Source organism: Paraburkholderia silvatlantica (assembly GCF_003096715.1).
Classification (GTDB): domain Bacteria; phylum Pseudomonadota; class Gammaproteobacteria; order Burkholderiales; family Burkholderiaceae; genus Paraburkholderia; species Paraburkholderia silvatlantica.
This window is the reverse complement of the sequence record NZ_QEOL01000022.1, coordinates 40,566-67,173: the sequence shown is the minus strand read 5'-3', so window position 1 is coordinate 67,173 and position 26,608 is coordinate 40,566. Positions and strand designations below refer to the sequence as shown.

Sequence of the window (26,608 nt, the reverse complement as noted above, 5' to 3'; positions counted from 1 at the left end):
AGCAATATCGTCAAAGCGTGCAGTATCGGCATGAATCGCTCCTGTGGAGGTGGCGGTTGGAGGTGAGACGTTAGCCGCGTTACCGCGGTCTGGACACTTTCAGGTCGTTCGTCACGTAGACCACGCCGTCGAGGTCGTGGACCACGCTTTCGGCCTTGTCGCGCTGCGCTTCGTCTGGCACGGTCCCCGTTAGCATGACGGCGCCGTGCTGGGTGGTGACGTGGACGTCGCGGGAGTTCACGCCGTCTGCGGCCATCAGCGCGGCCTTTGCGTGGGCGGTGATGAACGTGTCACTCGCCTCGCCGCCATAGCCCGGATTGCCCGCCGAGAGATTGTGCGGCGGCAACGGGTTGGGCCGCGAAAGGGGTTGTGATTCGGGTTGTGATTCGGATTGTGATTCGGCGCTGCCGGCCTGGGGGCTGCTCTGGGAAAGCGCTACCTGCGCGCCGAGCATGGCGCAGAGGCCGGCGAGGCCCGCGCGCAAGGCGCATTGCAATGGGTACATGACTGCCTCCTTTGCTTTGAGAGCCACAGCCTGCTTCTCCCGCAACGGGCATGCCGCGGGACTCGGCGTTTTCCGGCACTCCCGGTGTTCTGGCGAAAACCGGACCGGGCACAGCCGATGCGCAAACGCTGGGAGACTTTTTCAAAGGAGCCGGGAATGCTTTACTACGCGATCGTTTTCTTCGTGATAGCCATCATCGCGGCTGTCTTCGGGTTCGGCGGGATTGCGGCGGGTGCAGCGAGCATTGCCAAGATTCTGTTTTTCATCTTCGTGATTCTCTTTCTGGCGAGCTTGCTGTTTGGCATCACGAGACGGTAAGCATTCCCCAGCATCGGTCAAGGTGCCACGTCACCCGGGCATGTACGACGCACGCAGTAGACGTCGCGGCGACGGTGGCCGGCACAGGAAACGGCTGCCGCGAGCGGGTGAGGCGCGACGGGAGGCTGGTCGGCAAGCATTTCAGGAGTCCATCAATCATGAAAATCACCTTTCCAGAAGGTCCGGTCGAGTACGATACGGAGGAACTCGCACTAACCTTCGTTGCGGTGGCGGATTCCGTCCCGGTGGACTGTGCCATTACGGCTGAAGCGCTGGAAGATCGCTTCGGCGCGAGATCGCTGCGCGAACCCGACCTGCGCCAGGCATTCCACCGCAACCGCGACGCGATCGAAGCGGCGGCCGCCCGTCTCATCGAGGAGACGGACGGCAAGCCGGTGATGCTTCACAGCGGATATTTGCGCATGTACGGCGCCGGCAGGCGCTAACTACTCGCCCGCGCCCGCCCTGCAGCGCGCAATCTGCTTCTTCGCTTCTTCGACCACGTGCTCCGGCGTGAAGCCGAATTTGGTCTTCAGCGCCTTGAGCGGCGCGGAGGCGCCGAACGTGTGCATCACGATCTGCGAGCCGAAGCGGCCGACGTAGCGGTCCCAGCCGAGCGTCGCCGCCTGCTCCACGGCCACGCGTGCATGGATGTGCGGCGGCAGTACCGAGTCCCGGTACGCCTCGTCTTGCAGTTCGTACACGTCCCATGAGGGCATCGAGACGACGCGTGCCGCGATCCCTTCCTGTTTCAGCGTCTCATAGGCGGAAATGCATAGCGAAACTTCGCTGCCCGTGGCGAGCAGCAGGACTTCGGGCTGCTTGCCATCGGGCGCGTCGGCGAGCACGTATGCGCCGCGCCGCACGCCTTGCGCGCCTGCGTATTTTTTTCGGTCGATCGTGGGCAGCGGCTGGCGCGACAAGACCAGGCAGGCCGGTTCGCGCGGACGTGCGAGCGCAACGCGCCAGGACTCGGCGACTTCGTTGGCGTCGGCGGGGCGCAGCGTGAGCAGCCCCGGTACGGCGCGCAGCGCGGCGAGCTGCTCGATCGGCTGGTGCGTGGGCCCGTCTTCTCCGAGGCCGATCGAATCGTGCGTGAACACGAAAACCACGGGCAACTCCATGATCGCGGCGAGCCGGATGGGCGGCTTCATGTAGTCGCTGAAAATGAGGAACGTCGAAGCGAACGGGCGCAAGCCCGAAAGCGCGAGGCCATTGGAGACCGCGCCCATGCCGTGCTCGCGAATGCCGTAGTGCAGGTTGCGGCCGTCGTAGTGGTCGCGCTCGAAACTGCCCGCGCCATCGAACTTGAGACTGGTTTTGGTCGAGGGCGAGAGGTCGGCGGCGCCGCCGATCAGCCACGGCACGCGTTGCGCAATGGCGTTGAGCACCTTGCCCGACGACTCGCGCGTGGCGAGGCCTTTTTCGTCCGCTTCGAAGGTGGGAATCCCGGAGTCCCAGCCTTCGGGCAGCCTGCCTTCGAGCATCAAGCTCAGCTCCTTCGCCAGCTCGGGGTAGCGCGTCGCGTAGCCGTCGTAGCGTTGCTTCCATGCTTCGTACTCCGCCTTGCCGCGCGCGCCCATGCCCTGCGCGAAACGTTCGTACACGCCATCGGGTACGAGGAAATGCGCGTCCTCCGGCCAGCCGTACGCGCGCTTGGCGAGGCGCACCTCGTCCTCGCCCAGCGCCTCGCCGTGCGCCGCCGCCGTGTCCTGCCGGTTCGGCGCGCCCCAGCCGATGATGCTCTTCACCACGATGAGCGTCGGCTTGTCGGTCACGGCCTGCGCCTTCTGGATGGCGGCTTCGATGGCTTGCGTGTCGTTGGCGTCGTTCACGTGCAGCGTGTTCCAGTGGTAGCCGCGAAAGCGCGCTTCGACATCGTCGCTATAGGCGAGGTCGGTGTGACCCTCGATCGTGATGCGGTTGCTGTCGTAGAACCAGATCAGATTCGACAGACCCAGATGGCCCGCGAGCGAAGCCGCTTCGTGCGAGACGCCTTCCATCATGTCGCCGTCGCCGCACACTGCGTAGACGCGGTAGTCGAAGATTCTGGCGTCCGGGCGATTGAAGTGCTGCTCGAACCAGCGCCCGGCCATGGCCATGCCCACGCTGTTGCCGAGCCCCTGGCCGAGCGGCCCGGTGGTCGTCTCGACACCCGTCGTCATGCGGAATTCCGGGTGCCCCGGCGTCACGCTGTCGATCTGGCGAAAGTGTTTGATATCGTCGAGCGAAACCGCGGGTTTGCCTGTGAGCTTGCCTTCTTCGTCTATCGCTTGCACGCCCGCGAGGTGCAGCAGCGAGTAGAGCAGCATGGAAGCGTGGCCGTTCGAGAGCACGAAGCGGTCGCGATTAGGCCATCGCGGCGCAGCAGGGTCGTAATGCAGGTGATGCTGCCAGATCTGGTACGCGAGCGGCGCGAGCGCCATCGGCGTGCCGGGGTGGCCGGAATTCGCCTTCTGCACGGCGTCCATCGACAAGGTGCGGATCGTGTCGATGACCAGGCGGTCGAGATCGGATGGATCGGCTTGGGTGGGCCTGGCATTCGACGATGAATTCGATGACATGAGTTGGGACTCCTCGGCATGGGCGCGCTGCAATCGGGCGGCAGCGCGCGAAGGAATGCATGCGCAAATGCGGTGCCAGCCAGGGCATGGCGGTCTGCACCGCACGTTGGGTCGCCTTTGGACCCTATGGGCATAGCCTTTGCGGATTGAGACTACTCCTCTTTCCGCTTACCGGTCCCGATGCGCACAACGTTTCAATCCAGGATCGCCGTCATCACCGGTGCGGGCGCGGCATCGAACGCATCGACAATACAAGGAGCCTGCCATGAACAGCACGCTTGACCCCGACAACGACCTTCCCGAATCCATGCCGCCGGGGCACGACACCGGCTCGCTGGGACCGGGCGATTCATCCGATTCCGGCAGCGACACCCAGGGCACGAAGCGCCACGAATTCGACCGCGACACCGAACTCGACAATCACGCGCTCGAAGCGGGCGAGGACGAAGCGCAGAGCGACACCGATAGTGCAGGCACAGGCGAACGCGCTTCGGCAGACGGCGACGAGTCGCTCGAACCCGGCAGCGACGTGCTCCCCGATCGCATCGACGATTTGGGCGATGTTTAAACAAGTGGGCGCCCGCGATATGGCTGTTGCGCCTGACGCCCGCATTTCTGCTTGATGTGCTGCCACAGCGCGGCCACTGTTACCGATGCGCCGTGTCTTTTCTGCCAGGTTGGCGGCATAAATTTCCACACGGTAACGCATTGTCACGCCGCAGTTGATTCGGTGTGCGAAGTCATGCGATGCTCTCGTTGCCCGGGACCCGGCGATGCCATCGCGCATCCAGCCGGACCCGCGCGCCGCAAACAACGGCGTGAACGGGTCGGTGCGAGGAGACCAGCGAAGTGCCCCAACACCAAGGAGGCAACATGAGCACGCAGCTGCAATCTCGCAACCACGCCGCATCGCCAAACGATGCGCATCGCATTCAAGCAAGCTTACAGTCACTCCCGCCCCGAAAGTCGCCGCAGCGTTCGCGCATTGCCATCAGCGCAGCCAGTGTCGCCACGCTTTTTTTTGCCTGCGCAAACTGTTTCGCCGACACGCAGGTGGGTGCGCCGCTGCCGCCCGCGCCCGATATTCTGTATCGCGATCTTTTCGTGGCGGTACAGACCGCGCAGATCTTCTCCGACCAGAAGACTTTCGTCGATTCGACGCCGAACACGGACCCCGCAACCATCGTTCAGCTTTACGAAGCGCAGAAGAACCAACCCGGCTTCTCGTTGCTGAATTTCGTAAACCAGTACTTCACGCCGCCGCCCGACCAGAGCCTCACGCCGCCGGCGGGGCAGACCCTGCGCCAGCACATCGACTGGCTATGGGCCGGTCTCACGCGCACGACCACGTCGGCGCCCGACAACAGCTCGCTCGTGCCGCTGCCGAAGCCCTATGTGGTGCCGGGCGGGCGCTTCAGGGAGGGCTATTACTGGGACACCTACTTCACGATGCTCGGGCTCCAGGAGTCCGGCCATGAAGATCTCGTCGACGACGTGCTCGACAACTTCGCCTACCTGATCAACACCTTCGGCCATATTCCGAACGGCAATCGCACCTATTACTTGAGCCGCTCGCAACCGCCGTTCTATTCGTACATGGTGGAACTTGCGGCGCAAAAGGAAGGAAACAGCGTTTATCAGAAGTACCTGCCGGCATTGCGCAAGGAGTATGCGTACTGGATGCAGGGAGCGAGCAGCACGCCGCGCGGGCAAGCCACGCGCAATGTGGTCGTGCTGCGCGACGGCACCGTGCTCAACCGTTACTGGGACGAACTCGACACGCCGCGCGACGAGTCGTATATCGAAGACGTCCAGACCGCGCAGCAGGCCGCGGGCCGCCCCGCCAGCGAGGTCTACCGCGACCTGCGCGCCACTGCCGAAAGCGGCTGGGACTTCAGCTCGCGCTGGTTCGGCGACAACCAGAATCTCTGGACCGTGCGCACCACGTCGATCATTCCCGTCGATCTGAATAGCCTCCTGTTCCATCTGGAGACGACGATCGTGCGCGCCTGCACAGTCGCGCGCGATTTCGGCTGCGTGGGGCAGTTCGCCGGCTATGCCGCGCGCCGCGCCGAAGGCATCAACCGTTACCTCTGGAACAACAAGGGCTACTACGGCGACTACGACTGGCAGCTCGGCAAGTCGCGCGAAAACCAGACACCCGCGATGATGTATCCGCTGATGGCGGGTGTGGCGTGGCCCGAGCGCGCGAAGAAGACGGCGCAGACGATGGAAAAGGTGCTGCTCCAGCAGGGCGGCCTCGCCACATCGGTCTACAACACCGGCCAGCAATGGGATGCGCCGAACGGCTGGGCGCCGCTGCACTGGATCGCCATCCAGGGCCTCAGGCAATACGGGCGCAGCGATCTCGCGAAGCCGGTCGGCACGCGTTTTCTCGCCGACGTCGAGAACGTCTATAACACGCAGCAAAAGCTCGTGGAGAAATATATCGTCGAGGGCGCGGGCGAAGGCGGCGGTGGGGGCGGCGAATACCCGTTGCAGGACGGTTTCGGCTGGACCAACGGCGTGACGCTGATGCTGCTCGATATGTACGGGGGCGGGCAGTAGGGGTGAGGTGGGCCGCGAGATCGCCGAGATCGCCACGCCGCCGTATGCCTTAACAGCGCCTTTATGACTCGAACGGATAAACGTATCGGATTTGCTTCGTTGTCAGGCGGTGGGCGGATCACGTAGATTGAAACCTTTGCTTACCTGAAAGGCTTGCTGCGTGACTACCACCGCCCCATTCGTCGCTTCTGCCGCATCGAGCGCACACGCGTCCCAACGGTTCGACATTCTTCCCCTGGATGCGCCGCTTGGCGCGGAAGTGGTGGGTCTCGATCTCGCGCAGCCGTTGTCGAGCGAAGACTTCGCGCGCATTCATCGCGCGCACCTCGATCACCATGTGCTCGTGTTTCGCGACCAGCGCATCACGCCGGAGCAGCAGGTCGAGTTCAGCCGCCGCTTCGGTCCGTTGCAGATCCACGTGCTGCATCAGTTCGCGCTGGCGGGCCACCCGGAGGTGCTGATCGTCTCGAACATCGTGGAGAACGGCAAGCCCATTGGCCTTGGCGACGCCGGACACTTCTGGCATTCCGATCTCTCATACAAGGAGAAGCCGAGCCTCGGTTCGCTGCTGCACGCGAAGGAGTTGCCCGCAGAGGGCGGCGACACGCTGTTCGCCAACATGCATCTCGCGTGGGACACGCTGCCTGCGCATTTGCGCAGCGCCGTGCAAGGGCGGCTCGCCGAGCACACCTATCTCGCGCGCTATGCGGAACTCCAGGCGCGCAGCCCGTGGCGGCCGAACCTGACGGCGGAGCAGATCGCGCAGGTGAAGCCCGTTGTGCATCCCGTCGTGCGCACGCACCCGGAAACTGGCCGCAAGGCGCTGTTCGTGAGCGAGCATTTCACGACGCGCATCGTCGATCTACCCGAGGACGAAAGCCGTGCGCTGCTCGACGCGCTGTTCGCGCATAGCGTGCGCGCAGAGCATTGCTACCGCCACAAGTGGCGCGAGCACGATCTCGTGTTCTGGGACAACCGCTCGCTCATGCATCTCGCGGCGGGCACGCCTGATCATCTGCGCCGTAAGCTTTATCGCACCACCATCGAAGGCGACACGCCATTTTGATGCGCGCCGCGGGGTTTTTCTTGCGCGTTCGATATTGCAGAAAATAAAAAGGAATCTGAAGTATGTCGCTTTCTATCGGAAACGCGCTCGCGAAGCGCGCGAACGTATGGCGCCGCGCGGGCACAGCGTCACTCGCCATTGCGCTCGCGTCGTTTGGGCTGGGTGCGCCGGCATCCGCGCGTGCAGAAGGGCAGATCCGCATTGCGGAGCAGTTCGGCGTCGTGTATCTGATGCTCAACGTCGCGCGCGACCAGCATTTCATCGAGCAGGAGGGGCGCAAATCCGGCGTGGATATCAAGGTCGACTGGCTGCGTCTTTCTGGCGGCGCGGCCGTGAACGACGCGCTGCTTTCCGGCGCGGTGGACGTGGCTGGTGCGGGCGTGGGTCCGCTGCTCACGGTGTGGGACCGCACGCATGGCAGGCAGAACGTGAAAGGCGTGGCATCGCTCGGCAATCTGCCGTATTACCTCGTGAGCACGGACCCGAACGTCAGGACGATTGCCGATTTCACGAGCAAGGACCGCATTGCCGTGCCGGCCGTGGGCGTATCCGTGCAGTCGCGCGTGCTGCAGTATGCGGCGGCGAAGCAGTGGGGCGAGAAGCAGTTCGACCGGCTCGACCCGTACAGCCAGGCCATTCCGCATCCGGACGCCACTGCCGCGATCATCGCCAACAGCAGTGTGATCACGGCGCATTTCGGCAATCCGCCGTTCCAGCAGCAGGAACTGGCGGCCAACCCGAAGGCGCATATCGTGCTCAACTCGTACGACGTGCTGGGCGGGCCGAGTTCGGCCACGGTGCTTTACGCCACGCAGAAGTTCCGTGACGAGAACCCGAAGACCTATCGCGCATTCGTGGCGGCGCTCGCCGACGCGGCGAATTTCATCGCGGCGCACCCCGAGCAGGCTGCGGATATCTATATTCGCGTGAACGACTCGAAGATCGACCGCAATCTGCTCCTGAAGATCTTGCGCGATCCGCAGGTTCAGTTCAAGACCGCGCCTCAGAATACGCTCGCGCTCGCGCAATTCATGTATCGAGTCGGCGCGATCCGCAACGAGCCGAAGTCGTGGCGCGATTACTTCTTCGACGATCCGGCGGTTGCCAACGGCAGTTGAGCAAGCACGGCATCAGCGCCAGGGAGCGGGCCCTTTTTGGGCCCGTTCGCAATGGTGGCGAAGATTTCGCGCTTATGAGCAGGCCCGGTTTGAATATGTCGATTCATTGGTTGGGCGGCGCGCCGGATGCCAGTATGTTGAGGTTTTATCCGCTGGATTTGCGAAAAGTGAACGTCACCACCACTAGACTCTGGCAGCGCGCTCCTGCAGTGCGTCGCGAAACGGGCGCGGCGCAACGCGTTGTTGTGGGCGAGCGGCCTGCGCATACCGAACATACCGTCGAGGCCGGACGACACAGCGAGCGCCTGCTCGCCATCGAAAACGTCAGCCTCGAATATCGCAGCCGCGAGCGCATCGTGCGCGCCACGCAGGACGTGAGCTTCGACGTCTACGGTGCTGACCGCTTCGTGCTGCTCGGGCCTTCGGGCTGCGGCAAGTCCACTTTGCTCAAGGCGATAGCGGGCTTTATCGAGCCGGTGTCGGGATCGATCTCGCTGGCGGGCGAACCGGTATGCGGACCGGGCGCGGATCGCGTGGTGGTGTTCCAGGAGTTCGATCAGTTGCCGCCCTGGAAAACCGTGGCCGAGAACGTGGCGTTTCCGTTGCGCGTCGCGCGCAAACTGTCGCGCGTGCAAGCGCGCGAACGTGCGCTCCATTATCTCGACAAGGTGGGACTCGCCGCCTTCGCCGACGCGTACCCGCACACGCTTTCGGGTGGCATGAAGCAGCGCGTCGCGATAGCGCGTGCGCTCGCCATGCAACCGCGCGTGCTGCTGATGGACGAACCCTTTGCCGCGCTCGATGCCCTCACGCGCCGCAAGATGCAGGAAGAGTTGCTGCGCCTTTGGGACGACGCGCGCTTCACGTTGCTGTTCGTCACGCATTCGATCGAGGAGGCGCTCGTGGTCGGCAACCGTATCCTGCTGCTCTCGCCGCATCCGGGACGCGCGCGCGCGGAGGTCAACAGTCACGCGTATTCGCATGCGAGCGTGGGGGGCGTGGACTTTCGCGAGAGTGTGGCGCGCATCCATCGCCTGTTGTTCGAGACCGATAGCGAAACCGAAGCCGTGAAGGAGGCCAGCCGATGAGCACGCCACACCAGACGCTGCCGCCCTTGCCGCCCGTGCGCGCGGAATACGAGCGACCCTTGCTGCCGGTTCAGGCGGGCGCGGACTCGGCGCCCCTGCCGCTCGCGCGGCACGTGCTCGACGCGGGCTGGTTTCGCCGCACACTCATCGCGCTCATGCTTGTTGCGGGCTGGGAGATCGCGGCGCGGATTGTCGCGAACGATCTGCTCGTGCCGACCTTCGGCGCGACGTTCGCCGCATTCGTGCAGGGCATTGCGAGCGGCGAATTGCTCGTCAAAACCGGCATATCGATGTCGGTGCTGCTGCGCGGCTATGCTATCGGCGTGGTGCTTGCTTTCGTGCTCACGTCGCTCGCGGTTTCCACGCGCGTGGGGCGCGATGTGCTTGCCATGCTGACGGCGATGTTCAATCCGCTGCCTTCCATCGCACTCCTGCCTATTGCATTGCTCTGGTTCGGGCTTGGCACCGGCAGCCTGCTCTTCGTGCTCGTGCATGCGGTGCTCTGGCCGCTCGCGCTCAATATGTATACCGGCTTTCTCGGTGTTCCGGCCACGCTGCGCATGGCGGGGCGCAACTACGGTTTGAGCGGGCTGCGCCAGGTCGTGCTGATACTCGTGCCTGCGGCGCTGCCCTCGATCATCGCGGGACTGCGCGTGGGCTGGGCTTTCGCATGGCGCACGCTGATCGCGGCGGAACTTGTATTTGGCGCTAGCGCCGGACAGGGCGGGCTTGGGTGGTATATCTTTCAGAACCGGAACGAGCTTTATACCGATCGTGTCTTTGCCGGGCTTGCGGCTGTGATCGTGATTGGACTGCTCGTTGAGCATCTGGTGTTCGATACGCTGGAGAGGGTGACTGTGCGTCGCTGGGGGGTACAGCATTGAAGGGCGCCCGCAGCCTGAACACGAGCACCTGGCCCGCTTGCGGCTGCGGGCGGTCGAGCCTGGCCAGTTCGAGCGGTCCGTCGTATCGACTGAGGACGAGTGCTTTCATTGACAGTGTGTGCGCCGTTGCGAGTTGAAGAGGATAACCAGGCGAATTTCGACTAGCCATGGTGATTCAGCTGCGAGGCGGCGTCGCGCAGAGCCGTGCGCAAGCCTTCCTCTACCACCGGGTGATAGAAAGGCATCGCCAGCATGTCGTCCACGCTGAGTCCCATCTGCACGCTCCACGCGAGCAGGTGCCCGATATGCTCCGCCGCCGGCCCGAGCCATTCCGCACCCACGAAGCGCCGTGTCGCGCGATCCACGTATACGTGGCCGATGCCGTGGTTCCTGAGCATCACGCGGCTGCGGCCCTGGTCCGCGAAGCTCACGGCGCCCGTCACGAAGCTGCCTTCCACCAGTTCCCGATGTGACTTGCCAACCATGGCGATTTGCGGATCGGAAAACACGATCGCAAGCGGAGCACGGCGCGCAACGGGTTCGACTTCGGGAAAGCGAGCCGCATTGCGGCCTGCGGCGCGGCCCTCGTCGGCGGCTTCGTGCAGCAGCGGCAGCACGTCGTTGGCGTCGCCGGCCAAAAACACCGGCGCGGTGCCGACTTGCAGCGTAGCCGCGTCGAAGCGCGGCGCGCCGTGCGCGTCGAGTTCAAGCGAGGTGTTCGCCAGACCCAGGTTCGCCACGTTGGGGTGCCGGCCCGCTGCCGCCAGAACGTAATCAAACGTGTCTTCGGACTGCGTACCATCCGCACGGGCGTACCGCAGCGTCACGCCCGCATCGCTGCGCGTAGCCGCTACGACGCGTCCCTGCGTTTCGAAGCTCATTTGCGCGCCAAACACGCGATGCGCTTCGCCTATCAGACGCGGGTCCGTGAGCGGTCCCACGCTGCCGTGCGAGCCGCCGTACAAGGTGACCCGTACGCCGAGGCGCGCAAGCGCCTGGCCGAGTTCCAGACCGATCACGCCCGCACCGACCACCGCCACGCTGCGCGGCAAGTCCTCCCAGGCGAACACGTCGTCGTTGACGATGAGCCGGTCGCCAAGTCCGGCGAGCGATTCCGGTACCGCGGGCGTCGAGCCCGTAGCGATCACGACGCTTTTCGCGCGCACCTGCGTGTGCTCGCCAACCTGGAGCAGGCCGTCGTCGATGAAGCGGGCGTGCCCGACCAGGCGGTCCGCTTCGGGCAGGGCGAGCGTGCTGTTCACGACGAAACCGACGAACCGGTCCCGCTCGCTGCGCACGCGCTCCATCACGGCCCGGCCGTCGATTTCCATACCGAGCGGATTCACGCCGAAACGCGGCGCCATGGCCACCGCGTGCGCCGCCTCGGCAGCCGCGATCAGCAGCTTCGAGGGCATACAGCCCACACGCGCACACGTCGTCCCGTAAGCGCCGCCTTCGATGATGATTGCGCTCGCACCTTCTGCTTTCGCGGCGCGGTAAGCGGAAAGTCCCGCCGTGCCGGCGCCGATGATGGCGACATCCGTTCGCAGGGTTTGCATCATGTTTCCTTGAAAGGTTCAGGCATTCGTTGTCGTGACCAGTCTAGGAGGTCCACGCGCGAGGGTGAATGTCGACGCTGCTCAAGTTCATGCCCGATCGTCTCAAGGGCGGGGGGCGTATGCCGCCGGTCACCCGGGCATGTGCTGCGCGAGCCAGTCGATCAACACGCGCACCTTCGGCGGCAGAAAGCGATTCGGCGGATAGAGCATCCACACCGGGCCGCTGTACGCGCGCGGTTCCAGCGACCACTCGGGCAGCACCCGCACGAGCAGGCCCTCGCGCAGCGCATCCGCCGCGGCGAATTCGGGCAGGCTCGCAATACCCCAGTGCGCGAGCGCCGCATCGCGCCGTGCGCCCACATCGTTGGCGATGTAGCGGCCCTTCACCTCGACGGCATGCGTCTGCGCGCCGCGCCGGAAGGTCCAGCGGTTGTCGTCGGGTGTTTCGCCGAGATAGAGACAGTCGTGGCGGGTGAGATCCCTCGGATGCTTCGGGGTGCCGTGCGCGCGCAGGTAGGCGGGCGATGCGCACGGCATCCATTGCAGGGTGCCGAGCCGCCGCGCGGCGAGTCCCGGCGGCGGCGTGGGCGTCGGGCGTATCACGATATCGACGCTGTCGCGCACCGGATCGACGTCGCGGTCGGTGAAGACGAGCTGCACCGCGACCTCCTCATAGGCGCGCAGGAAGCCGGAAATCAGCGGATGAATGACGCTTTGCGCAAACGAAATGGGCGCGCTGATGCTGACGCGGCCATGCGGGCGGCCGGTGAGGCGGCTGGCGGCTTGCGCCGCGCTCGCGGCGGCTTCGACCATGTCCGTGCAGTGGCGGTAGACCTCGGCGCCCGATTCCGTGAGCCGCAGGCTGCGCGTGGAGCGCTCCAGCAGGCGCGTGCCGAGCGCGCGCTCAAGCCGCTGCATCTGACGGCTCACGGTGGAAGGCGTGCTGCCGAGCTGGCGCGCCGCGGCCGAGAAATTTCCGGCGTCGACCACGCGGGCGAAGGTGGTCAGATCGGGCAGAAGCGGCAGGAGGTCAGCGGGATTCATGGCAGGCAAGGCGAAGTCATCTGTGCATATGAAACATAAATGATGTTTGGTAAAAGTGGATTATCGCCGCGAAAGCATTATCGGACAATGTGTCCGTCCCCGGCTCATCAGTAGGCTTGTTCCCCATGAATGTTCTGACCCGTTCGTCCCGCACCGTCGATCTGCTGCTCGTGGCCGTCGCGCTTATCTGGGGCACGAGCTATGGCGTCGTGAAGGGCGCGCTGCTCGTCTACCCGGTGCTGGGTCTGCTCGCGCTGCGCTTTGGCATCACGTTCGTGTTGCTGTCGCCCGCGTTGCGCGGTCTGCGTCATGTGACGTGGCGCGAGCAGATCGGCGTGCTCCTCGCGGGAATCCTGCTACTCGGCATCTTTCTGGCGGAGACGTTTGGCGTGTCGCTCACGAATGCCTCGAACGCCGCGTTTCTCATCAGCCTTTGCGTGGTGCTCACGCCGCTCGTGGAGTGGGCGTGGCTCAAGCGCGCGCCGCGGCCAGTGGAATGGGTGGCCGCCGGCGTGTCGCTGCTTGGTGCGCTGCTCTTGACGGGCGGCCATGTGGCGGCGAGCCCCGGCGATCTGCTGGTCGTGCTGGCCGCGCTGCTGCGCGCATTGGCGACTTGCGCGGTCAAGCGCGTGATGAAGTCGGGCGCCGTACCGGCGCTGACGGTGACGGCGGTCCAGTCCGCCGTCGTTTCGATCGGCTGCGCCGCGCTCGCGGTCACTGTCGCGCCCGACCAGTGGCAACCGTTGCCGCACTGGCAGGGGCACGGCGTGTTCTGGGGCAGCGTGATCTATCTCGTGGCGGGCTGCACGCTGTTCGCGTTCTTCGTGCAGAACTACGCCGTGAGCCGCAGCAGCCCCACGCGCGTGGCGCTGCTTATGGGCAGCGAGCCGGTGTTCGGCGCGCTCTTTGCCTGCGTGTGGCTCGGCGAGCGGCTTAGCTTGCCGGCGTGGATCGGCGGTATGCTGATCGTTGCCGCTTCGCTTGTCGCGCTCAAGGGCGAACGCGAGGACGAAGCGCAAATCGAAGGGCGGGACGCCGTGAAAGCGTAGGGCGGGCACGTATCCGCGAAGCTGACAAAACTATTGGGCGGCCGCGAATAAAACAGCATCACGGCGCCCGCTGTAAACTCTCCCGTTACTGCTGCGGCGCATCCTTCCACGCAGGCAGCGTTGCCCCGTGATACACCGCAATAATCTCGGAAGCCACATTAGGCTGCTGATAGCTCTCCACGAGCGCATGTACCCAAGGCGCGTTGGCATCCTTCTCATTCACGGCGATGAAGTTGCGATAAGGATTGCCCGTCACCTTCTCCTGAGCAATCCGCTCCTGCGGAATCTTGATCCCCGACTTCACGGCCCAGTCCGTATTGACAACGGCCGCATCCAGATCGCCAATCGCGCGCCCGACGATACCGGAATCGAGTTCCTTGATATGGATATTCTTCGGATTCTTCGCGATGTCGCGTGCGGTCGGCAGCAGGCCGACATCGTCGCGCAGCGTGATGAGCCCCTGTGCCTGGAGCAGCAGCAGCGAGCGGCCTTCGTTGCTCGGATCGTTCGGCACGCCGATGGTCGCGCCCTGCGGCAGGTCCGCCACCGACTTCACCTTGCGCGAATACAGCCCGATAGGCTGCACGTAGGTAAAGCCCACCGGCACGATCTTGTAGCCGCGCGCCTTGATCTGCGCGTCGAGATACGGCTTGTGCTGGAACGAATTGGCGTCGAGGTCGTGGCTCGAAAGCGCTTCGTTGGGCTGCGTGTATTCGGAGAACGTGGTCACCTTGATCGCGAGGCCGCGCTTCGCGGCGTTGGCGGCGACCACGCGCCACACGTCCTCGTCTTCACCCGACATGATGCCCACGCGCAACGTCTGGTCTGCCGCGTGCGCGAGCGTCACGCCCCCGAAACTTAGGCCCAGCGCGAGCGAAGCCAGCATCGTACCCAGCAAGGTTCTTTTCTTCATAGGATCCGTTATTCGAAGAGTTGTGGATAAGGCGATGCTACTGAGCGCGCTGCAGGTGGACAACCAATTTTGGGAGGATTGCTTAGCTATATCCGTCGTTTTGCGGCGCGCAACGGCGTGATCAGGATGCAGCGTCCATCCATCATGCGAGTCCGGTTCCATGTCCGCTCATATGCGGATGAGTCCGACGCTGCGGTTCAACGCAGCTCGGTATAGCCGTACTGCGCGGCGGTGTTCGCGAACGTCTCGATCTCGGCATACGCCTCGCCAGCGAGTCTGGCGAACCCGCGCAGTCGCAGCTTGCGCGCCCGTTCGGGGTCGGCTGCGAGCGCGGCGTCCAGCGCATCGCGCAATACGTCGGCTTGCTCCTCGCCGAGTGCGCGTGAGGCGATCAGCGGAAGTCCAGGGGCTGAGGCCGTCATGCCGATGGTTTGCACGCCGTCGAACGGCGCGAGGTGCGAATCGTGCAGCAATGCGAACGTAACGCAGTCGATGGCGCCCACCTCGGCCGCGCCGCTCGTCAGTGCGCGTAACGTGGCCGCGTGCGAGCCTGTCCAGAGCACTGAGGCGAAGAAGCGGCCGTCGCGTGCGAGCGGCGCGACTGCGTGGCGCAACGCGTTCATGCCGCTATGAGAATCCGCGCCGTTGCATGCGGCGCGCAGCCCTCGGCACGCTTCCAGCGTTTTCGCGCCGCGCTTCCACGCCTGTGCCGAAACGACGATCACGCTTCGATAGCGCGGGCCTTCGCAACCGGGCGCGTCGAATATCGGGGTCGCAATCAGATGGACGTCGTTGGCGAGGCCGAGCATGCGGTACGGATACCCGCAGGTCTGCGAAAGCAGCAAATCCTTGCGGCGCCAGTGGGACATGAGTTCACCCGCCGGTGCGTTGCCGATCGTGATGTCGCCCAGGTCGGACGCGCGCGCAACGATGGCCAGACTGTCGCTCAGCAGCGAGCGCCACCACGCCGCATGTTCTGGCGTCACGTTGTACATCGGCAGGGAGGCGGTCCAGCGGGTCATCGGCGTATTCTACGCTGCGCGCTCGTGGCGCGTCGCGTGGCGCGATGAGATAAGCAAATGGCGATTCGTTGGTTGGTGCAGCGCCGCTCGTTCGGTATGGTGACGACCTGCATTGCTTTGCTCTCCGTATGGAGTGGCACCTTCCTTCATCGCGGGAGCCGGCGAACATGGCCGAATACTTCGACGCAGACCACGCGCGGGAAGTCGCCGCGCTCGCCACAGGGTTCACCGCACGCACCGAATGGCCCACGTGGCTGCTGATCGCCGTGATCTACGGCGGCTGGTTTGCGGTGCTGGCGTTTGTGCGCTCAGGTCTGTTCACGCTCGCGGCCGCCACGCCATGCCTCATCGTGCTGTGCGCATGGCATATGTCGCTCCAGCACGAATTGCTGCATGGTCATCCCACCCGGTTCGCGTGGCTGAACATGGCGCTGGGCTGGCCGCCGCTCGCCGTGTGGTTTCCCTATGCGGTCTATCGCGAGAGCCATATGGCGCATCATCGCGACGAAGCGTTGACGGTGCCCGGCATCGACCCCGAAACGAACTACGTGCAATACGAGCAGTGGGCCCGCCTGCCGCGCTGGCATCGCGTGCTATGGCACGCACGCAAGAGCTTCGTGGGCCGCGTGGTGATCGGGCCGCCCATGAGCGTGGCGGCCATGCTCGCCGGCGCGGCGAAAGTGCTGCGAAGCGGCGACTGGCGGCACGTGCCGATGTGGCTCGCGCACTGCGCGGCCGTCGTGCTGCTGCTCGCGTGGGTGCAGCGCTACGCGGGCGTGCCGTGGTGGTGGTATCTCGCCGCCGTCACCTGGCCCGCGCTCGGACTCGCGATGGTCCGCTCGCTGTACGAGCATCGCGCGGCGTCGCATCCCAAGGCGCGCATCGCCATCAACGAGGCCGGGCTCGTCATGCGCTTTCTGTATCTGAACAACAACTACCATCTCGTGCACCACGATCTGCCACGCTTGCCGTGGTTTCAACTGCCGCGCGCCTACCGCATGCGGCGCGACGATTATCGGCACAAATGCGGCGGTTTCGTGATCGAAGGCTACGCCGCGCTGCTCAGGCGTTATGCGTGGCGCGCGACGGATGCCCCCGCACATCCGTTCGGCGACAACGCCGCGCAGTGATGCGCAGTGACGCGCGGTGACGCGCAGTGACGCGCAGTGACGTTTACTCCCGCAACCGTTTGAAAAAGCGGCGAATGTCGTCCGCGAGCAGATCGGGTTCTTCCATGGCGGCGAAATGGCCGCCGCGCGGCATGTCGGTCCATTGCGCGACGTCGAACACGCGTTCGAGCCACGACCGCGGCGGGTGATTGATCTCCCTGGGAAAGCGCGCGAAGGCGACGGGCGGCACTACGCGTTGCCCCGCCGCGAAGCGAAACGGCTGGAGACGGTTTTCCCAGTACATCTGCATGGACGTGCCAATGCTGCCCGTGAACCAGTACAGTGAAAGGTCCGTAAGCAAGGTGTCCTTCGAGAACCGGCGCTCGATGTCGCCGTCGCAGTCGCTCCATGCGCGAAACTTTTCGCCGATCCACGCAGCCAGTCCCGCCGGCGAGTCGTTGAGCGCCGCTGCCGCCGTTTGCGGCCGGGTGCTGTGCATATGCGCGTAGCCGCCCTCCAGCGCTGCCCAGTCGGCTTTTTCGCGCAGATAATCCTGTTCCGCCGGGGTGAGCGGGGCCTGCGCGGCGTCGATTGCGGGTTCGTACGAGCTGGGCAGGAAGTTCAGGTGGATGCCCTGCACGGCCTGACTGTGCCGCGCGGCGAGCGCGATGGAAACCCCCGCACCGAGGTCGCCGCCCTGCGCGCCGAAGCGCTCGTAGCCGAGGCCGCGCATGAGCGCGCACCACAGGTCTGCGATCTGGAACGCGGAGGTGCCGGACGCGGGCGGCGCGGGCGAAAAGGCAAAGCCCGGCAGCGACGGAACGACGACATCGAACGCATCGGCCGGGTCCGCGCCGAATGCGGCGGGGTCGCAGAGCCGGTCGAGCAGCGCGTGGAATTCGATGAACGAGCCCGGCCAGCCGTGCGTGATCACGAGCGGGTAGGGCTTCGGGCCCGCGCCGCGCCGATGCACGAAGTGAACGCGCTGGCCGGCTGAGGCATCCGCTCCGCCCAGTTCGGCCATGAACTGCGGCAACTGGTTCAGCGCGCGTTCGGCGGCGCGCCAGTCGTATTCGTCGGCCCAATACGCGACGAGTTCGCGCAGCCACGTCCTGTCGGCCCCTTGTTGCCACGTCGGCGAGGGCGTAGCGTCGGCCCAGCGCGTGGCGCGCAAACGCCGGCGCAGGTCGTCGAGTGCATCTTCGGGTACGCGAATTTCAAACCGGTCGATATGCATGGTGGTTCATCCGTACGCTGGCAGGCCGGGAAGCTGACCATTATGAGCGAATTCGCCGCCGCGCATCGGCCGCCCCAAGGGCCCTTCGAATTCCATCCATTGCTTACCAGGTGTTTATCGAGGCATCCTTTTTAGTTATTGGCGTTTGGTCCGTGCGGCCGGGGCGCGCGACGCCCCAGCCGGGCAAGGCCAGCGTTACCGTATGGGGGATGCACGGCGATAGGCGCAGCGGGCCAGGGAGCGCATACAATTGAGCCGGACACACTCAGAATTGAACGGCGATGCGTATTCTTGTGATCGAAGACGAGCCGAAGACCGGCGCCTATCTGAAGAAGGGCTTCGAGGAATCCGGCTACGCCGTGGACGTTGCCGCGGACGGTGCGGAAGGCCTGATTCTCGCTAAAGAGGCCGCGTACGACGTGATCGTGCTCGACGTCATGCTGCCTGAAATGGACGGCTGGACGGTGCTCAAGACGCTGCGCGCCACGCACGCCACGCCGGTGCTCTTCCTCACCGCGCGCGACGACATCAGCGACCGCGTGAAGGGACTCGAGCTGGGCGCGGACGACTACCTCGTCAAGCCGTTCGCGTTCGTCGAACTGCTCGCGCGCGTGCGTACGCTGGCCCGCCGCGGCCCCCCGCGCGAGAGCGACGTGCTGACGCTCGGCGACCTCGAAGTGGACGTCACGCGCCGGCGCGTGAAACGCGGGGCCACGCGCATCGACCTCACGCCGAAGGAGTTCTCGCTGCTGCAACTGCTCGTGCGCCGCGAAGGCGAAGTGCTCACGCGCACGCAAATCGCCTCCTATGTGTGGGACATGAACTTCGACAGCGACACCAACGTCGTGGAAGTCGCCATTCGCCGCCTGCGCGCGAAGGTGGACGATGCGTTCGACGTCAAGTTGATCCACACGGTGCGCGGCGTGGGCTACGTCGCTGAAATCAAAGGGAACGACTGATGCCGCGCATGGCTGTGCGCTCGCTCGCGACAGGCCTTGCGCTGAGCTTCGCGGGCACGACGCTCGCAGTATTCGCGCTGGTGGGCAGCACGCTTTATTTCACGCTCGATCGCGAAGTGAAACAGCAGGACGACCTCGATATCGTGCTGATTTCACGGCACACGCGCCGCCTCGCGCAGGAGCTGCGCAACGAGCGCGATGTGCGCGAACATGCGGAGCGGCTCGCGAGCCAGGTGCTCGGCAATCCCGCGCTTTCCATGGAAATACTCGGCACCGGCGGTGCGCAACTGGTCGAGCACAACACGGCGGGCATTGCGGACGCGGCGTTCCCGGAAGCGGCGCTCGCACGGCGCCTGCCCCCGACGCAACGCATTACCGAAGGCGACGTGGTGGAGTGGCGCAACGCGCGCGGCGTACCCGTGCGCGGACTCGCCACGGACGCGGCGCTCGCGGACGGCACGCCCGTCACCATCGTCATCGCGCGCGACATGACCGACCGCTGGCGGCTGCTCGACCACTATCGCGAGCGGCTCTACGGCTTCGGGCTAGCCGGCATGCTGCTCGCGTTTCTCATGAGCTGGCTGCTCGTGCGCGAGTCGCTGCGCCCGCTGCGCGAGATGGCGGCGCGTGCGGCTACGGTCACGGTGGAGCGGCTCGATACGCCCATTGAAGTCGAGCGCGCGCCAAGCGAACTCGAGGCGCTCACGAACTCGCTCAACGCCATGCTCGATCGTTTGCACGGCGGCTTCGAGCGTATGTCGCAATACACGGCGGATCTCGCGCATGACATGCGCACGCCGCTCGGCAACCTGCGCGGCGCGAACGAAGTGGCGCTCGCGCGAGCGCGCACCACGGCCGAATACGAGGCATTGCTCGAATCGAATCTGGAGGAATGCGAACGGCTTTCGCGCATGATCGAAAGCGTGATCTTTCTTGCGCGCGCGGAACACCCGCAGTTCATGACGACGCTCGCGGAGTTCGACGTGCACGATGCGCTCGCGCAGATTGCCGACTACTTCGAAGGTCTTGCCGACGAGGCGGGCGTACAGATTCGCGTGCAGGGCGAGGGCCGCCTGCGCGCGGACAAGGAGCTGTTCCGGCGCGCCGTGGGCAACCTGCTCGCCAATGCGCTGCGCTATACGCCGCGCGGCGCGGAGATCACCCTGAGCGTCGAACAGACGCCGACGGCCGTCGAGGTCACGGTGGCCAATCCCGGCACGCCCATCGAAGCTGCGCTGCTGGAGCGCATTTTCGACCGCTTCTATCGCGCGGACGCGTCACGCCACCGCGAGCCGCGCGCGGGTGCGTCGGCGGGTCTGGGGCTCGCGATCGTACGCTCGATCATGGCACTGCACGGCGGCTCGGCACGCGCTGAAAGCGATGCGGCGAGCACGCGGTTCATCCTGACGTTTGCCCGCCCTTAGTGCTCAGGTCGCTCAGCGCCGCGCGGTCCCAGCCGCCGCCGAGCGCCTCCAGCAGATGCACGCTCGCATCGAGCCTTCTTGCCGCGATCTGCTCCTCGTTGCGTTCGTTCGAGAGCGCGATGGTCTGTGCCGTCACCACATCGAGATAGTTCACCGCGCCCGCCTGGTAGCGGTTGGTGGTGAGCTTGAGCGAGAGTTGCGCGGCGGCGGTCGCGCGCTGCTGGCTTTGGGCTTCGCTCGCCAGCGTAGCGAGCGCGCTCAGGTTGTCTTCGACTTGCTGGAACGCCGTCAGCACGGTTTGCCGGTAACCGGCCACGGCCGCGTCGTACTGCGCGTTCGCGCCTTTGAGCGTTGCGTCGCGCCGGCCGCCGTCGAAGAGCGTACCGGCTAGCTGGGAGCCGAGGGACCAGAAGAGGCTGGGCGCGCTGAGCCACGGCGCGAAGAACGTGCTCTCGAGGCCCGCTGTCGCGGAGAGCGTGAGGTCGGGATAAAAGGCGGCGCGCGCTTCGCCGATTCCCGCGTTGGCCGCCGCCACGCGCCGCTCGGCCGCAGCGATGTCGGGACGCCGTTCGAGCAGCGCGGAGGGCACGCCCGCGGGTATCGACGGCACGAAGGCGGGATCGACACGCGGCGGCAGGCTGAAGGTCGAAGCCGGCACGCCGGTCAGCGTGGCGATGGCGTGCTGGCGTTGCGCGCGCTGCACGTCGATGTCGCTATCCGCCGTGCGCGCGCTTTCGAGCTGGGTTTGCGCCTGGGCGACGGCAGAGGCGTCGATCGCGCCATCGGCGAGCTGCTGCTGCACGATGCGCAGCGCCGCCGTGTAGGCAGTCACGGTGTCGTCGAGCAGCTTCTTCTGGCGATCGAGCGAACGCAAATCGAAGTAGTCCGTAGCAAGTTGACTCGTCATGGAAAGGCGCACCGATTCGAGGTCGGCTTGCGTGGCCTGGGCGTTGGCGCGGGCCTGGGCGGTCGCGTCCTTCACGCGCCCGAACAGGTCGGGTTCCCAGCTTGCCGTGAGGCCCGTCGAGTAATCAGGAATCGTCTTGCCCGCGAGCGAATGGTCCACGAGATTCTGCGAGGTCCGATAACGCTGCGCGGCCACGCCCGCCGTGACGGTGGGCGCATAGCCCGCGCGCTGATAGTCGACCATCGCGCGCGCGGCTTCGAGATTGGCGACTGCCTGACGCACGTTCTGGTTCGACACGTCCACGCGGGCTTCGAGCTTGTCGAGGTCGGGGTCGCCGAAGAGGGTCCACCATGGGCCGCGCGGTCTGGCGTCGGCGGGCGCGGCGACGCTCCAGCCGGGCGCCGCCGCGGGTTGTGGTGCCTGGGTGGCGTAGTGCGCCGGCACGTCTGCCGTGGGCGCGCTGTAATGCGGCAATGTGGAGCATGCCGCGAGCGACGCTGCCGTGCAGGCGACGACGATCCGGCGCAGCGCGGGGAGAGGGCGTTCGAACATGATGAGCCTCGCTTACGCTTTCGCTTGCCCAGCCGTCGGGGCCGCCGCCACGCGCACACTCTGGCCGTTGGCAATGGCGTCGCCGGGATTGTTGATGACGCGATCGGTCGGCGCGAGTCCTGTTGCGATTTCCACGTAGGTGCCGAAGTCGCGGCCGATAGTCACCTTGCGCAATTGCACGGTGTTCTTTGCATCGACCACCGCGACGGTCACGCCGTCCGGGCGGAACAGCAGCGCGCTCACGGGCAGTTCGAGCGCCGGCGCGGCCGCCGTGAGCGCCAGATGCACCTGGGCGTAGGCGCCGGGCATCAGCGCGCCGTCGCGGTTGTCCACATCGACTTCCACGTGCAGCGTGCGGCTCACGGGATCGATCACGTTCGAGCTGCGCGCCACGCTCGCCTCGAAGCGTCGCCCCGGATATTGCTGCGTCGTCAACCAGACGGTTGTGCCCGGCGTGACGAGGCTCGCGTCGTCCTGGGGCACGTCTACGTATACGCGCAGCCGGTCGGTCTGGGAGATATGGAACAGCTCGCCTGGCATCGTGGCGAGGCCGGGCGTGCCGCCCGCCGTAACGAGCGCGCCCACCTGGACGTTGCGCGCCGTAATGACGCCATCGAAGGGCGCCGTCACCCTCTGGTAGGAAACCAGCTCCTGCAGCCGCGCCACGTTGGCCTGCGCCGCCTGGAGCGTGGCGAGTTTCGCGGCTGCGTCGCTCGTTTTTGCCTGAGCGTCCTGCTCGGAAACCGATTGCGTCTGCAACATCGTCTGCCAGCGCTGTGCCGTGCTGCTGGCAAAGCGATAGTTGGCCTGCGCGGTGGCTTCGTCGGCGCGCGCCTGCTGGAGCTGCGCATCGAGTTCGGGCGTGTCGATCTGGGCGAGCGTCTGGCCTGCCTTCACGTGCGCGCCGATATCCGTGTACCAGTGCTGCACGTATCCGCTCGTGCGCGCGTAGATCGAGGCGTCGGCCCAGGACATCACCGAGCCGGGCAGCAACAGGTCTTGCGTGGCGGGCGCACGCGTGGGCGTGAGGGTGGAGACGATCAGCTCGCGCTGCGCCGCGACCTGCCGGGCTTGCGCGGTGCGCGCTTCGAGGCGCGGCACGATGCCCGCCGTGAGGAGCGTCACGGCGATTGCGAGGCAGGTAAGGCCGGCGACGACAGCCGGGCGACCCCGCGTTGCGGTTTGCGCCGCGGCATCGCGTTCCTCATGCGGTGTCTGCGATTTCATTCTGGAATCCTTATTCAACGTGAGTGGTTGCGCCGGCTTGCGCATCGTCGCTGGCATCGCGCGAGGCGCGGCGTTGCGCGAGCCAGCCATGCACCATGCCGAACACGACCGGCACGAACACGAGTGTGGAAAGCGTGCCGATTGCGAGGCCGCCGATCACGGCGCGCCCGAGCGGCGCGTTCTGCTCGCCGCCGTCGCCGAGACCCAGCGCCATCGGCAACATGCCGATCAGCATGGCGAGCGCTGTCATCAGCACGGGGCGAAAACGGTTGAAGCCCGCATCGAGCGCGGCGGCGAGCGGCTCCATGCCCGCGGCGAGCGACTCGCGCGCCGTGTTGATGACGAGAATGCTGTTGGCCGTGGCGATGCCCATGCAGAGGATCGTGCCCGTGAGCGCCGGCACGCTGAGCGTGGTCTGGGTGACGAACAGCATCCACGCGATGCCGGCGAGCGATGCCGGCAGGCCGCTCACGATGATGAGCGGATCGAGCCACGACTGGAAGTTCACGACCATCAGCAGGTACACGAGCGCGATGGCGAACACGAGGCCCGCTGCGAGGCCGCTGAACGAGGCGTTCATCGACTGCACCTGGCCGCGCATCACGATCGAGGAGCCCGGCGGCAGTTGGGCGCGCGCGGCGTTCACCAGGCGGTTCACGTCGGCGGCGACGCCGCCCAGGTCGCGCCCTTGCGTCGACGCGAAGATATCGAGCACGGGCTGCACGTTGTAGTGCGAGACCACGGCTTCCTGCGAGCTGCGCGAGACCGTGCCGAGCGTGCCAAGCTGGTTCTGCGGCGTGAACGTGACGGATTGCGAGGTCGTCAGCGGAATATTGGCGAGCGTTTGCAGCGAATGAATATCGTATTGCGGCACCTCGGTCACGAGCGGATAGCTCACGCCGTTCTTCGGGTCGAGCCAGAAGTTGGGCGTGGTTTGCGAGCTGCCCGAGAGCGCGATGAGCAGGTTTTGCGCCACGTCGTGCTGCGTGAGGCCCGCTTGCAAGGCCTTCGTGCGATCCACGTCGACGTTGATGGTGGGCTCGTCGCCGGGTTGCTGGATGCGCGCGTCGACGAGGCCGCGCACGCCGCGCATGGCGTCGAGCAGGTGGTTCGCCACGACGCGATTCTGCGCGAGCTTGTTGCCGACGATCTGGACGTCGATGGGCGCGGGCAGGCCGAAGTTCAGAATCTGGCTCACGATGTCGGCAGGCAGGAACGCGAACGTCACGCCCGGAAACGCGGCGTTGAGCACGTTGCGCAGCGTCGCGACATATTGCGCGGTGGGTTTGTGCTTCGGCGCGAGCGTGATGAGGATGTCCGCATCTTCGGGTCCGACGGGGTCCGAGGAGTCGTACGTGAGGTTGATGCCGCTCACCGGCACGCCGATGTTGTCGAGCACCGCAGCCTGTTCGGCGGGCGGAATCACACTGCGGATCTTCGCTTCGACTTCGTCGGTGATGCGGGCCGTTTCCTCGATGCGCGTGCCGGTGGGCGCGCGCAGATGCAGGCGGATCTCGCCGGTGTCGACTGCGGGAAAGAAGTCGCGGCCGGTGAATGGCACCAGCACGAGCGAGCCGAGACAGAGCGCAACCCACAGCACGACGAAACGGCGGCGCTGCACAATCGCCGCCTGAAGCAGCGCGCGATAGCGGTTGCGCACCGCTTCGAAGCGTTTCTCGAAGCCCGCCTGAAAACGCGTCAACACACCGGCGATGCCGCGCGAAGGCGCGGCGCCGGGCGTGCGGGCGCGCAGCAGATACATGGCGAGCGTGGGAATCAGCGTGCGCGAGAAGAAGTACGACGCGCACATCGCGAACACCACGGCCTCGGCGAGCGGCACGAACAGGTAGCGCGCCACGCCCGAAAGCAGGAACATCGGCACGAACACGATGCAGATGGAGAGCGTCGAAACGAACGTCGGCACGGCGATCTCGCCGGAGCCGTTGAGAATGGCGTCGTGCAGCGGCGCGCCGCGCTCCAGATGATGCGTGATGTTTTCGATGGCGACGGTGGCGTCGTCGACGAGGATGCCGACCGCGAGCGCGAGCCCGCCGAGCGTCATGATGTTGATGGTCTCGCCGAGCGCCGCGAGCGCGATGAGCGACGTGAGCACGGCGAGCGGAATCGTCACGGCGATGATGAGCGTGGCGCGCCAGCTGCCGAGAAAGAGCAGGATCATCGCGGCGGTGAGGCAGGCCGCAATGAGCGCTTCGCGCACCACGCCCGAGATCGCCGACTTCACGAACACGGACTGATCGGAGAGCGGCGTGATCTTGAGCGCACTCGGCAGGCCCGCGGCGATCTTCGGCAGCATGGCCTTCACCTGCTGGATGATCGTGAGTGTCGAGGCACTGCCGGTCTTTTCGACGGTAAGGAGTGCAGCGCGTTTGCCGTCCGCGCGCACGATGTTCGTTTGCGGCGCGTAGCCGTCGATCACGTGCGCGACGTCGCGCACGTACACCACGCTGCCGTTCACGGTCTTGATGGGCAGGTCGTTGAGCGCCGCCACGGTTTGCGTGCTGCCGTTCATCTCCACGTTGTATTCGCGCGAGCCGATTTTCGCGGTGCCGCCGGGCAGGATGAGGTTCTGCGCGTTCACGGCGTTCACGACGTCCGCGGGCGCGAGACCTTTCGCCTGCAACGCTTTCGGGTCGAGCTGCACCATGATCTGGCGGATCTTGCCGCCATAGGGCAGCGGCACGGCCGCGCCCTGGACGGTCGCGAGCTGCGTGCGGATGAAGCTGTTGCCGAGGTCGTAAAGCGACTGCTCGGGCAAGGTCGCGCTGGACAGGCCCAGTTGCAGCACCGGCACCGTGGAGGCGTTGTACGTGATGATGTTCGGCGGCAGCGTGCCCGGCGGCAGGATGCGCAGGATCGACGCGGAGTTCGAAGCCGCCTCGGCAATCGCGCGGTTGATGTCGGCGCCCGGATGGAAGAACACCTTCACGACCGAAACGCCGTTGAGCGACTGCGATTCGATGTGCTCGATGTCGTCGACGTCCGAAGTCAGCGCGCGCTCGTAGTTCGAGGTGATGCGGTGCGCCATGTCCTCGGCGGAGAAGCCGTTGTAGGTCCAGACGATGCTGACCACCGGGATATTGATGTTCGGAAAAATGTCCGTGGGCGTGCGCATGATGGCGAGCGGCCCGAGGATAAAGAGCAGTACGGCCAGCACGATGAAGGTGTAAGGCCGTCTGAGAGCCAGTTTGACGATCCACATGACGGGGTCCGGGTTGAGGCGGGAGTGGCGCAAGTATCGGGAGGGCGCGCTTACCCGGTGCTGACCTCGACATTACGGATTTGTCATCTTTGGCGCGCAGGGGCGTCGGACGCCGTGGGCGCGTTCTCCAAACTAAACATGACATTCCAGGGGCTGGCTGCCAGAAGGGCCTGTGATTAGCGTGAACAGGCCCAGATAACGAACTCGTAATCAGCAGGTCAGCTTTGGGTCAGCGCCGCGCGGCCAGAATGCAGTCAACCTTCGCGACATCGCCG

22 protein-coding genes are annotated in these 26,608 nt (G+C 65.5%); 12 read left to right on the top strand and 10 right to left on the bottom strand.

The genetic code is table 11. The features are described 5' to 3' along the window. Nucleotides 1–79: 79 nt before the first annotated feature. The gene (locus C7411_RS25920) at nucleotides 80–505 is read right to left on the bottom strand and encodes a BON domain-containing protein (RefSeq protein WP_110386876.1); all 426 of its coding nucleotides are present in this window, start codon (nucleotides 503–505) and stop codon (nucleotides 80–82) included. 156 nt (nucleotides 506–661) lie between these two features. On the opposite strand from C7411_RS25920, the gene C7411_RS25915 reads away from it, so the two are divergent. Both C7411_RS25915 and C7411_RS25910 read left to right on the top strand, forming a co-directional pair. Then, nucleotides 662–823 (top strand): DUF1328 domain-containing protein, encoded by a 162-nt coding sequence (locus C7411_RS25915; protein ID WP_110386875.1) that lies wholly within the window; start codon nucleotides 662–664, stop codon nucleotides 821–823. A 158-nt stretch (nucleotides 824–981) separates the two neighbouring features. Continuing rightward, nucleotides 982–1,269, top strand: coding sequence for a DUF1488 family protein (locus tag C7411_RS25910; RefSeq protein ID WP_110386874.1), 288 nt, complete (start codon nucleotides 982–984; stop codon nucleotides 1,267–1,269). Here C7411_RS25910 and tkt read toward each other — a convergent pair whose 3' ends face one another. Further along, nucleotides 1,270–3,387 (bottom strand): transketolase, encoded by a 2,118-nt coding sequence (gene tkt, locus C7411_RS25905; RefSeq protein WP_110386873.1) that lies wholly within the window; start codon nucleotides 3,385–3,387, stop codon nucleotides 1,270–1,272. A gap of 265 nt (nucleotides 3,388–3,652) precedes the next feature. Here tkt and C7411_RS25900 point away from each other — a divergent pair, with 265 nt between their 5' ends. The 6 genes from C7411_RS25900 (at nucleotide 3,653) to C7411_RS25875 (ending at nucleotide 10,111) form a co-directional block, all read left to right on the top strand. Continuing rightward, nucleotides 3,653–3,955: a chemotaxis protein gene (locus C7411_RS25900; protein WP_110386872.1), complete on the top strand. Its 303-nt coding sequence runs from the start codon at nucleotides 3,653–3,655 to the stop codon at nucleotides 3,953–3,955. A 305-nt stretch (nucleotides 3,956–4,260) separates the two neighbouring features. Beyond that, nucleotides 4,261–5,955, top strand: a complete 1,695-nt coding sequence (gene treA / locus C7411_RS25895; protein WP_110386871.1) for an alpha,alpha-trehalase TreA — start codon at nucleotides 4,261–4,263, stop codon at nucleotides 5,953–5,955. Nucleotides 5,956–6,115: 160 nt separating this feature from the next. Further along, nucleotides 6,116–7,021: a TauD/TfdA dioxygenase family protein gene (locus C7411_RS25890; protein WP_110386870.1), complete on the top strand. Its 906-nt coding sequence runs from the start codon at nucleotides 6,116–6,118 to the stop codon at nucleotides 7,019–7,021. A 62-nt stretch (nucleotides 7,022–7,083) separates the two neighbouring features. Beyond that, entirely contained in the window at nucleotides 7,084–8,139 is a 1,056-nt protein-coding gene (locus C7411_RS25885; RefSeq protein WP_110386869.1) for an ABC transporter substrate-binding protein, read from the top strand. Between the two features lie 89 nt (nucleotides 8,140–8,228). After that, nucleotides 8,229–9,227 (top strand): ABC transporter ATP-binding protein, encoded by a 999-nt coding sequence (locus C7411_RS25880; protein ID WP_243413346.1) that lies wholly within the window; start codon nucleotides 8,229–8,231, stop codon nucleotides 9,225–9,227. Next, nucleotides 9,224–10,111 (top strand): ABC transporter permease, encoded by an 888-nt coding sequence (locus C7411_RS25875; protein WP_110386868.1) that lies wholly within the window; start codon nucleotides 9,224–9,226, stop codon nucleotides 10,109–10,111. Before C7411_RS25880 ends, C7411_RS25875 begins: the two co-directional genes overlap by 4 nt. Before the next feature lie 161 nt (nucleotides 10,112–10,272). Here C7411_RS25875 and C7411_RS25870 read toward each other — a convergent pair whose 3' ends face one another. Both C7411_RS25870 and C7411_RS25865 read right to left on the bottom strand, forming a co-directional pair. Further along, on the bottom strand, nucleotides 10,273–11,670 hold the full coding sequence (locus C7411_RS25870; protein ID WP_110386967.1) for a dihydrolipoyl dehydrogenase: 1,398 nt from the start codon (nucleotides 11,668–11,670) through the stop codon (nucleotides 10,273–10,275). Nucleotides 11,671–11,799: 129 nt separating this feature from the next. Next, a complete protein-coding gene (locus tag C7411_RS25865; protein ID WP_110386867.1) occupies nucleotides 11,800–12,714 on the bottom strand; it encodes a LysR family transcriptional regulator in 915 nt (304 codons plus the stop codon). Nucleotides 12,715–12,839: 125 nt separating this feature from the next. Between C7411_RS25865 and C7411_RS25860 the strand changes: the two genes are divergently transcribed. Then, nucleotides 12,840–13,763: a DMT family transporter gene (locus C7411_RS25860; protein WP_110386866.1), complete on the top strand. Its 924-nt coding sequence runs from the start codon at nucleotides 12,840–12,842 to the stop codon at nucleotides 13,761–13,763. 85 nt (nucleotides 13,764–13,848) lie between these two features. Here C7411_RS25860 and C7411_RS25855 read toward each other — a convergent pair whose 3' ends face one another. After that, entirely contained in the window at nucleotides 13,849–14,649 is an 801-nt protein-coding gene (locus C7411_RS25855) for a MetQ/NlpA family lipoprotein (protein WP_243413354.1), read from the bottom strand. A gap of 224 nt (nucleotides 14,650–14,873) precedes the next feature. Next, nucleotides 14,874–15,698 carry a phosphate/phosphite/phosphonate ABC transporter substrate-binding protein gene (locus C7411_RS25850; protein WP_165822893.1) on the bottom strand — a complete coding sequence of 275 codons (825 nt, stop codon included), beginning with the start codon at nucleotides 15,696–15,698 and terminating at the stop codon, nucleotides 14,874–14,876. A 167-nt stretch (nucleotides 15,699–15,865) separates the two neighbouring features. On the opposite strand from C7411_RS25850, the gene C7411_RS25845 reads away from it, so the two are divergent. Further along, entirely contained in the window at nucleotides 15,866–16,828 is a 963-nt protein-coding gene (locus tag C7411_RS25845; RefSeq protein WP_110386864.1) for a fatty acid desaturase, read from the top strand. 43 nt (nucleotides 16,829–16,871) lie between these two features. Here the strand turns inward: C7411_RS25845 and C7411_RS25840 are convergent, their stop codons facing one another. Next, entirely contained in the window at nucleotides 16,872–18,044 is a 1,173-nt protein-coding gene (locus C7411_RS25840; protein ID WP_110386863.1) for an epoxide hydrolase family protein, read from the bottom strand. Between the two features lie 281 nt (nucleotides 18,045–18,325). Here C7411_RS25840 and C7411_RS25835 point away from each other — a divergent pair, with 281 nt between their 5' ends. Both C7411_RS25835 and C7411_RS25830 read left to right on the top strand, forming a co-directional pair. Further along, nucleotides 18,326–19,003 carry a heavy metal response regulator transcription factor gene (locus C7411_RS25835; protein WP_110386862.1) on the top strand — a complete coding sequence of 226 codons (678 nt, stop codon included), beginning with the start codon at nucleotides 18,326–18,328 and terminating at the stop codon, nucleotides 19,001–19,003. Between the two features lie 8 nt (nucleotides 19,004–19,011). After that, nucleotides 19,012–20,427 (top strand): heavy metal sensor histidine kinase, encoded by a 1,416-nt coding sequence (locus C7411_RS25830; protein WP_110386965.1) that lies wholly within the window; start codon nucleotides 19,012–19,014, stop codon nucleotides 20,425–20,427. Here the strand turns inward: C7411_RS25830 and C7411_RS25825 are convergent. The 3 genes from C7411_RS25825 to C7411_RS25815 are packed head-to-tail and all read right to left on the bottom strand — an operon-like array spanning nucleotide 20,402 to nucleotide 26,333. After that, on the bottom strand, nucleotides 20,402–21,886 hold the full coding sequence (locus C7411_RS25825; protein WP_110386861.1) for an efflux transporter outer membrane subunit: 1,485 nt from the start codon (nucleotides 21,884–21,886) through the stop codon (nucleotides 20,402–20,404). The two genes, C7411_RS25830 and C7411_RS25825, sit on opposite strands and share 26 nt — an antisense overlap. 12 nt (nucleotides 21,887–21,898) lie before the next feature. Next, the gene (locus tag C7411_RS25820; RefSeq protein ID WP_110386860.1) at nucleotides 21,899–23,113 is read right to left on the bottom strand and encodes an efflux RND transporter periplasmic adaptor subunit; all 1,215 of its coding nucleotides are present in this window, start codon (nucleotides 23,111–23,113) and stop codon (nucleotides 21,899–21,901) included. Between the two features lie 10 nt (nucleotides 23,114–23,123). Next, nucleotides 23,124–26,333, bottom strand: a complete 3,210-nt coding sequence (locus C7411_RS25815) for an efflux RND transporter permease subunit (RefSeq protein WP_110386859.1) — start codon at nucleotides 26,331–26,333, stop codon at nucleotides 23,124–23,126. Nucleotides 26,334–26,608: the final 275 nt, after the last annotated feature.

Bases quoted from the DNA above. Each gene is read 5' to 3' on its own strand.
- C7411_RS25840 (WP_110386863.1), bottom strand. From the start codon at position 18,044: ATGCATATCGACCGGTTTGAAATTCGCGTACCCGAAGATGCACTCGAC.
- C7411_RS25850 (WP_165822893.1), bottom strand. From the start codon at position 15,698: ATGACCCGCTGGACCGCCTCCCTGCCGATGTACAACGTGACGCCAGAA.
- C7411_RS25825 (WP_110386861.1), bottom strand. From the start codon at position 21,886: ATGTTCGAACGCCCTCTCCCCGCGCTGCGCCGGATCGTCGTCGCCTGC.
- C7411_RS25815 (WP_110386859.1), bottom strand. From the start codon at position 26,333: ATGTGGATCGTCAAACTGGCTCTCAGACGGCCTTACACCTTCATCGTG.
- C7411_RS25900 (WP_110386872.1), top strand. From the start codon at position 3,653: ATGAACAGCACGCTTGACCCCGACAACGACCTTCCCGAATCCATGCCG.
- C7411_RS25920 (WP_110386876.1), bottom strand. From the start codon at position 505: ATGTACCCATTGCAATGCGCCTTGCGCGCGGGCCTCGCCGGCCTCTGC.
- C7411_RS25875 (WP_110386868.1), top strand. From the start codon at position 9,224: ATGAGCACGCCACACCAGACGCTGCCGCCCTTGCCGCCCGTGCGCGCG.
- treA (WP_110386871.1), top strand. From the start codon at position 4,261: ATGAGCACGCAGCTGCAATCTCGCAACCACGCCGCATCGCCAAACGAT.
- C7411_RS25860 (WP_110386866.1), top strand. From the start codon at position 12,840: ATGAATGTTCTGACCCGTTCGTCCCGCACCGTCGATCTGCTGCTCGTG.
- C7411_RS25820 (WP_110386860.1), bottom strand. From the start codon at position 23,113: ATGAAATCGCAGACACCGCATGAGGAACGCGATGCCGCGGCGCAAACC.
- C7411_RS25830 (WP_110386965.1), top strand. From the start codon at position 19,012: ATGGCTGTGCGCTCGCTCGCGACAGGCCTTGCGCTGAGCTTCGCGGGC.
- C7411_RS25885 (WP_110386869.1), top strand. From the start codon at position 7,084: ATGTCGCTTTCTATCGGAAACGCGCTCGCGAAGCGCGCGAACGTATGG.
- C7411_RS25870 (WP_110386967.1), bottom strand. From the start codon at position 11,670: ATGCAAACCCTGCGAACGGATGTCGCCATCATCGGCGCCGGCACGGCG.
- C7411_RS25910 (WP_110386874.1), top strand. From the start codon at position 982: ATGAAAATCACCTTTCCAGAAGGTCCGGTCGAGTACGATACGGAGGAA.
- tkt (WP_110386873.1), bottom strand. From the start codon at position 3,387: ATGTCATCGAATTCATCGTCGAATGCCAGGCCCACCCAAGCCGATCCA.
- C7411_RS25865 (WP_110386867.1), bottom strand. From the start codon at position 12,714: ATGAATCCCGCTGACCTCCTGCCGCTTCTGCCCGATCTGACCACCTTC.
- C7411_RS25855 (WP_243413354.1), bottom strand. From the start codon at position 14,649: ATGCTGGCTTCGCTCGCGCTGGGCCTAAGTTTCGGGGGCGTGACGCTC.
- C7411_RS25835 (WP_110386862.1), top strand. From the start codon at position 18,326: ATGCGTATTCTTGTGATCGAAGACGAGCCGAAGACCGGCGCCTATCTG.
- C7411_RS25915 (WP_110386875.1), top strand. From the start codon at position 662: ATGCTTTACTACGCGATCGTTTTCTTCGTGATAGCCATCATCGCGGCT.
- C7411_RS25845 (WP_110386864.1), top strand. From the start codon at position 15,866: ATGGCCGAATACTTCGACGCAGACCACGCGCGGGAAGTCGCCGCGCTC.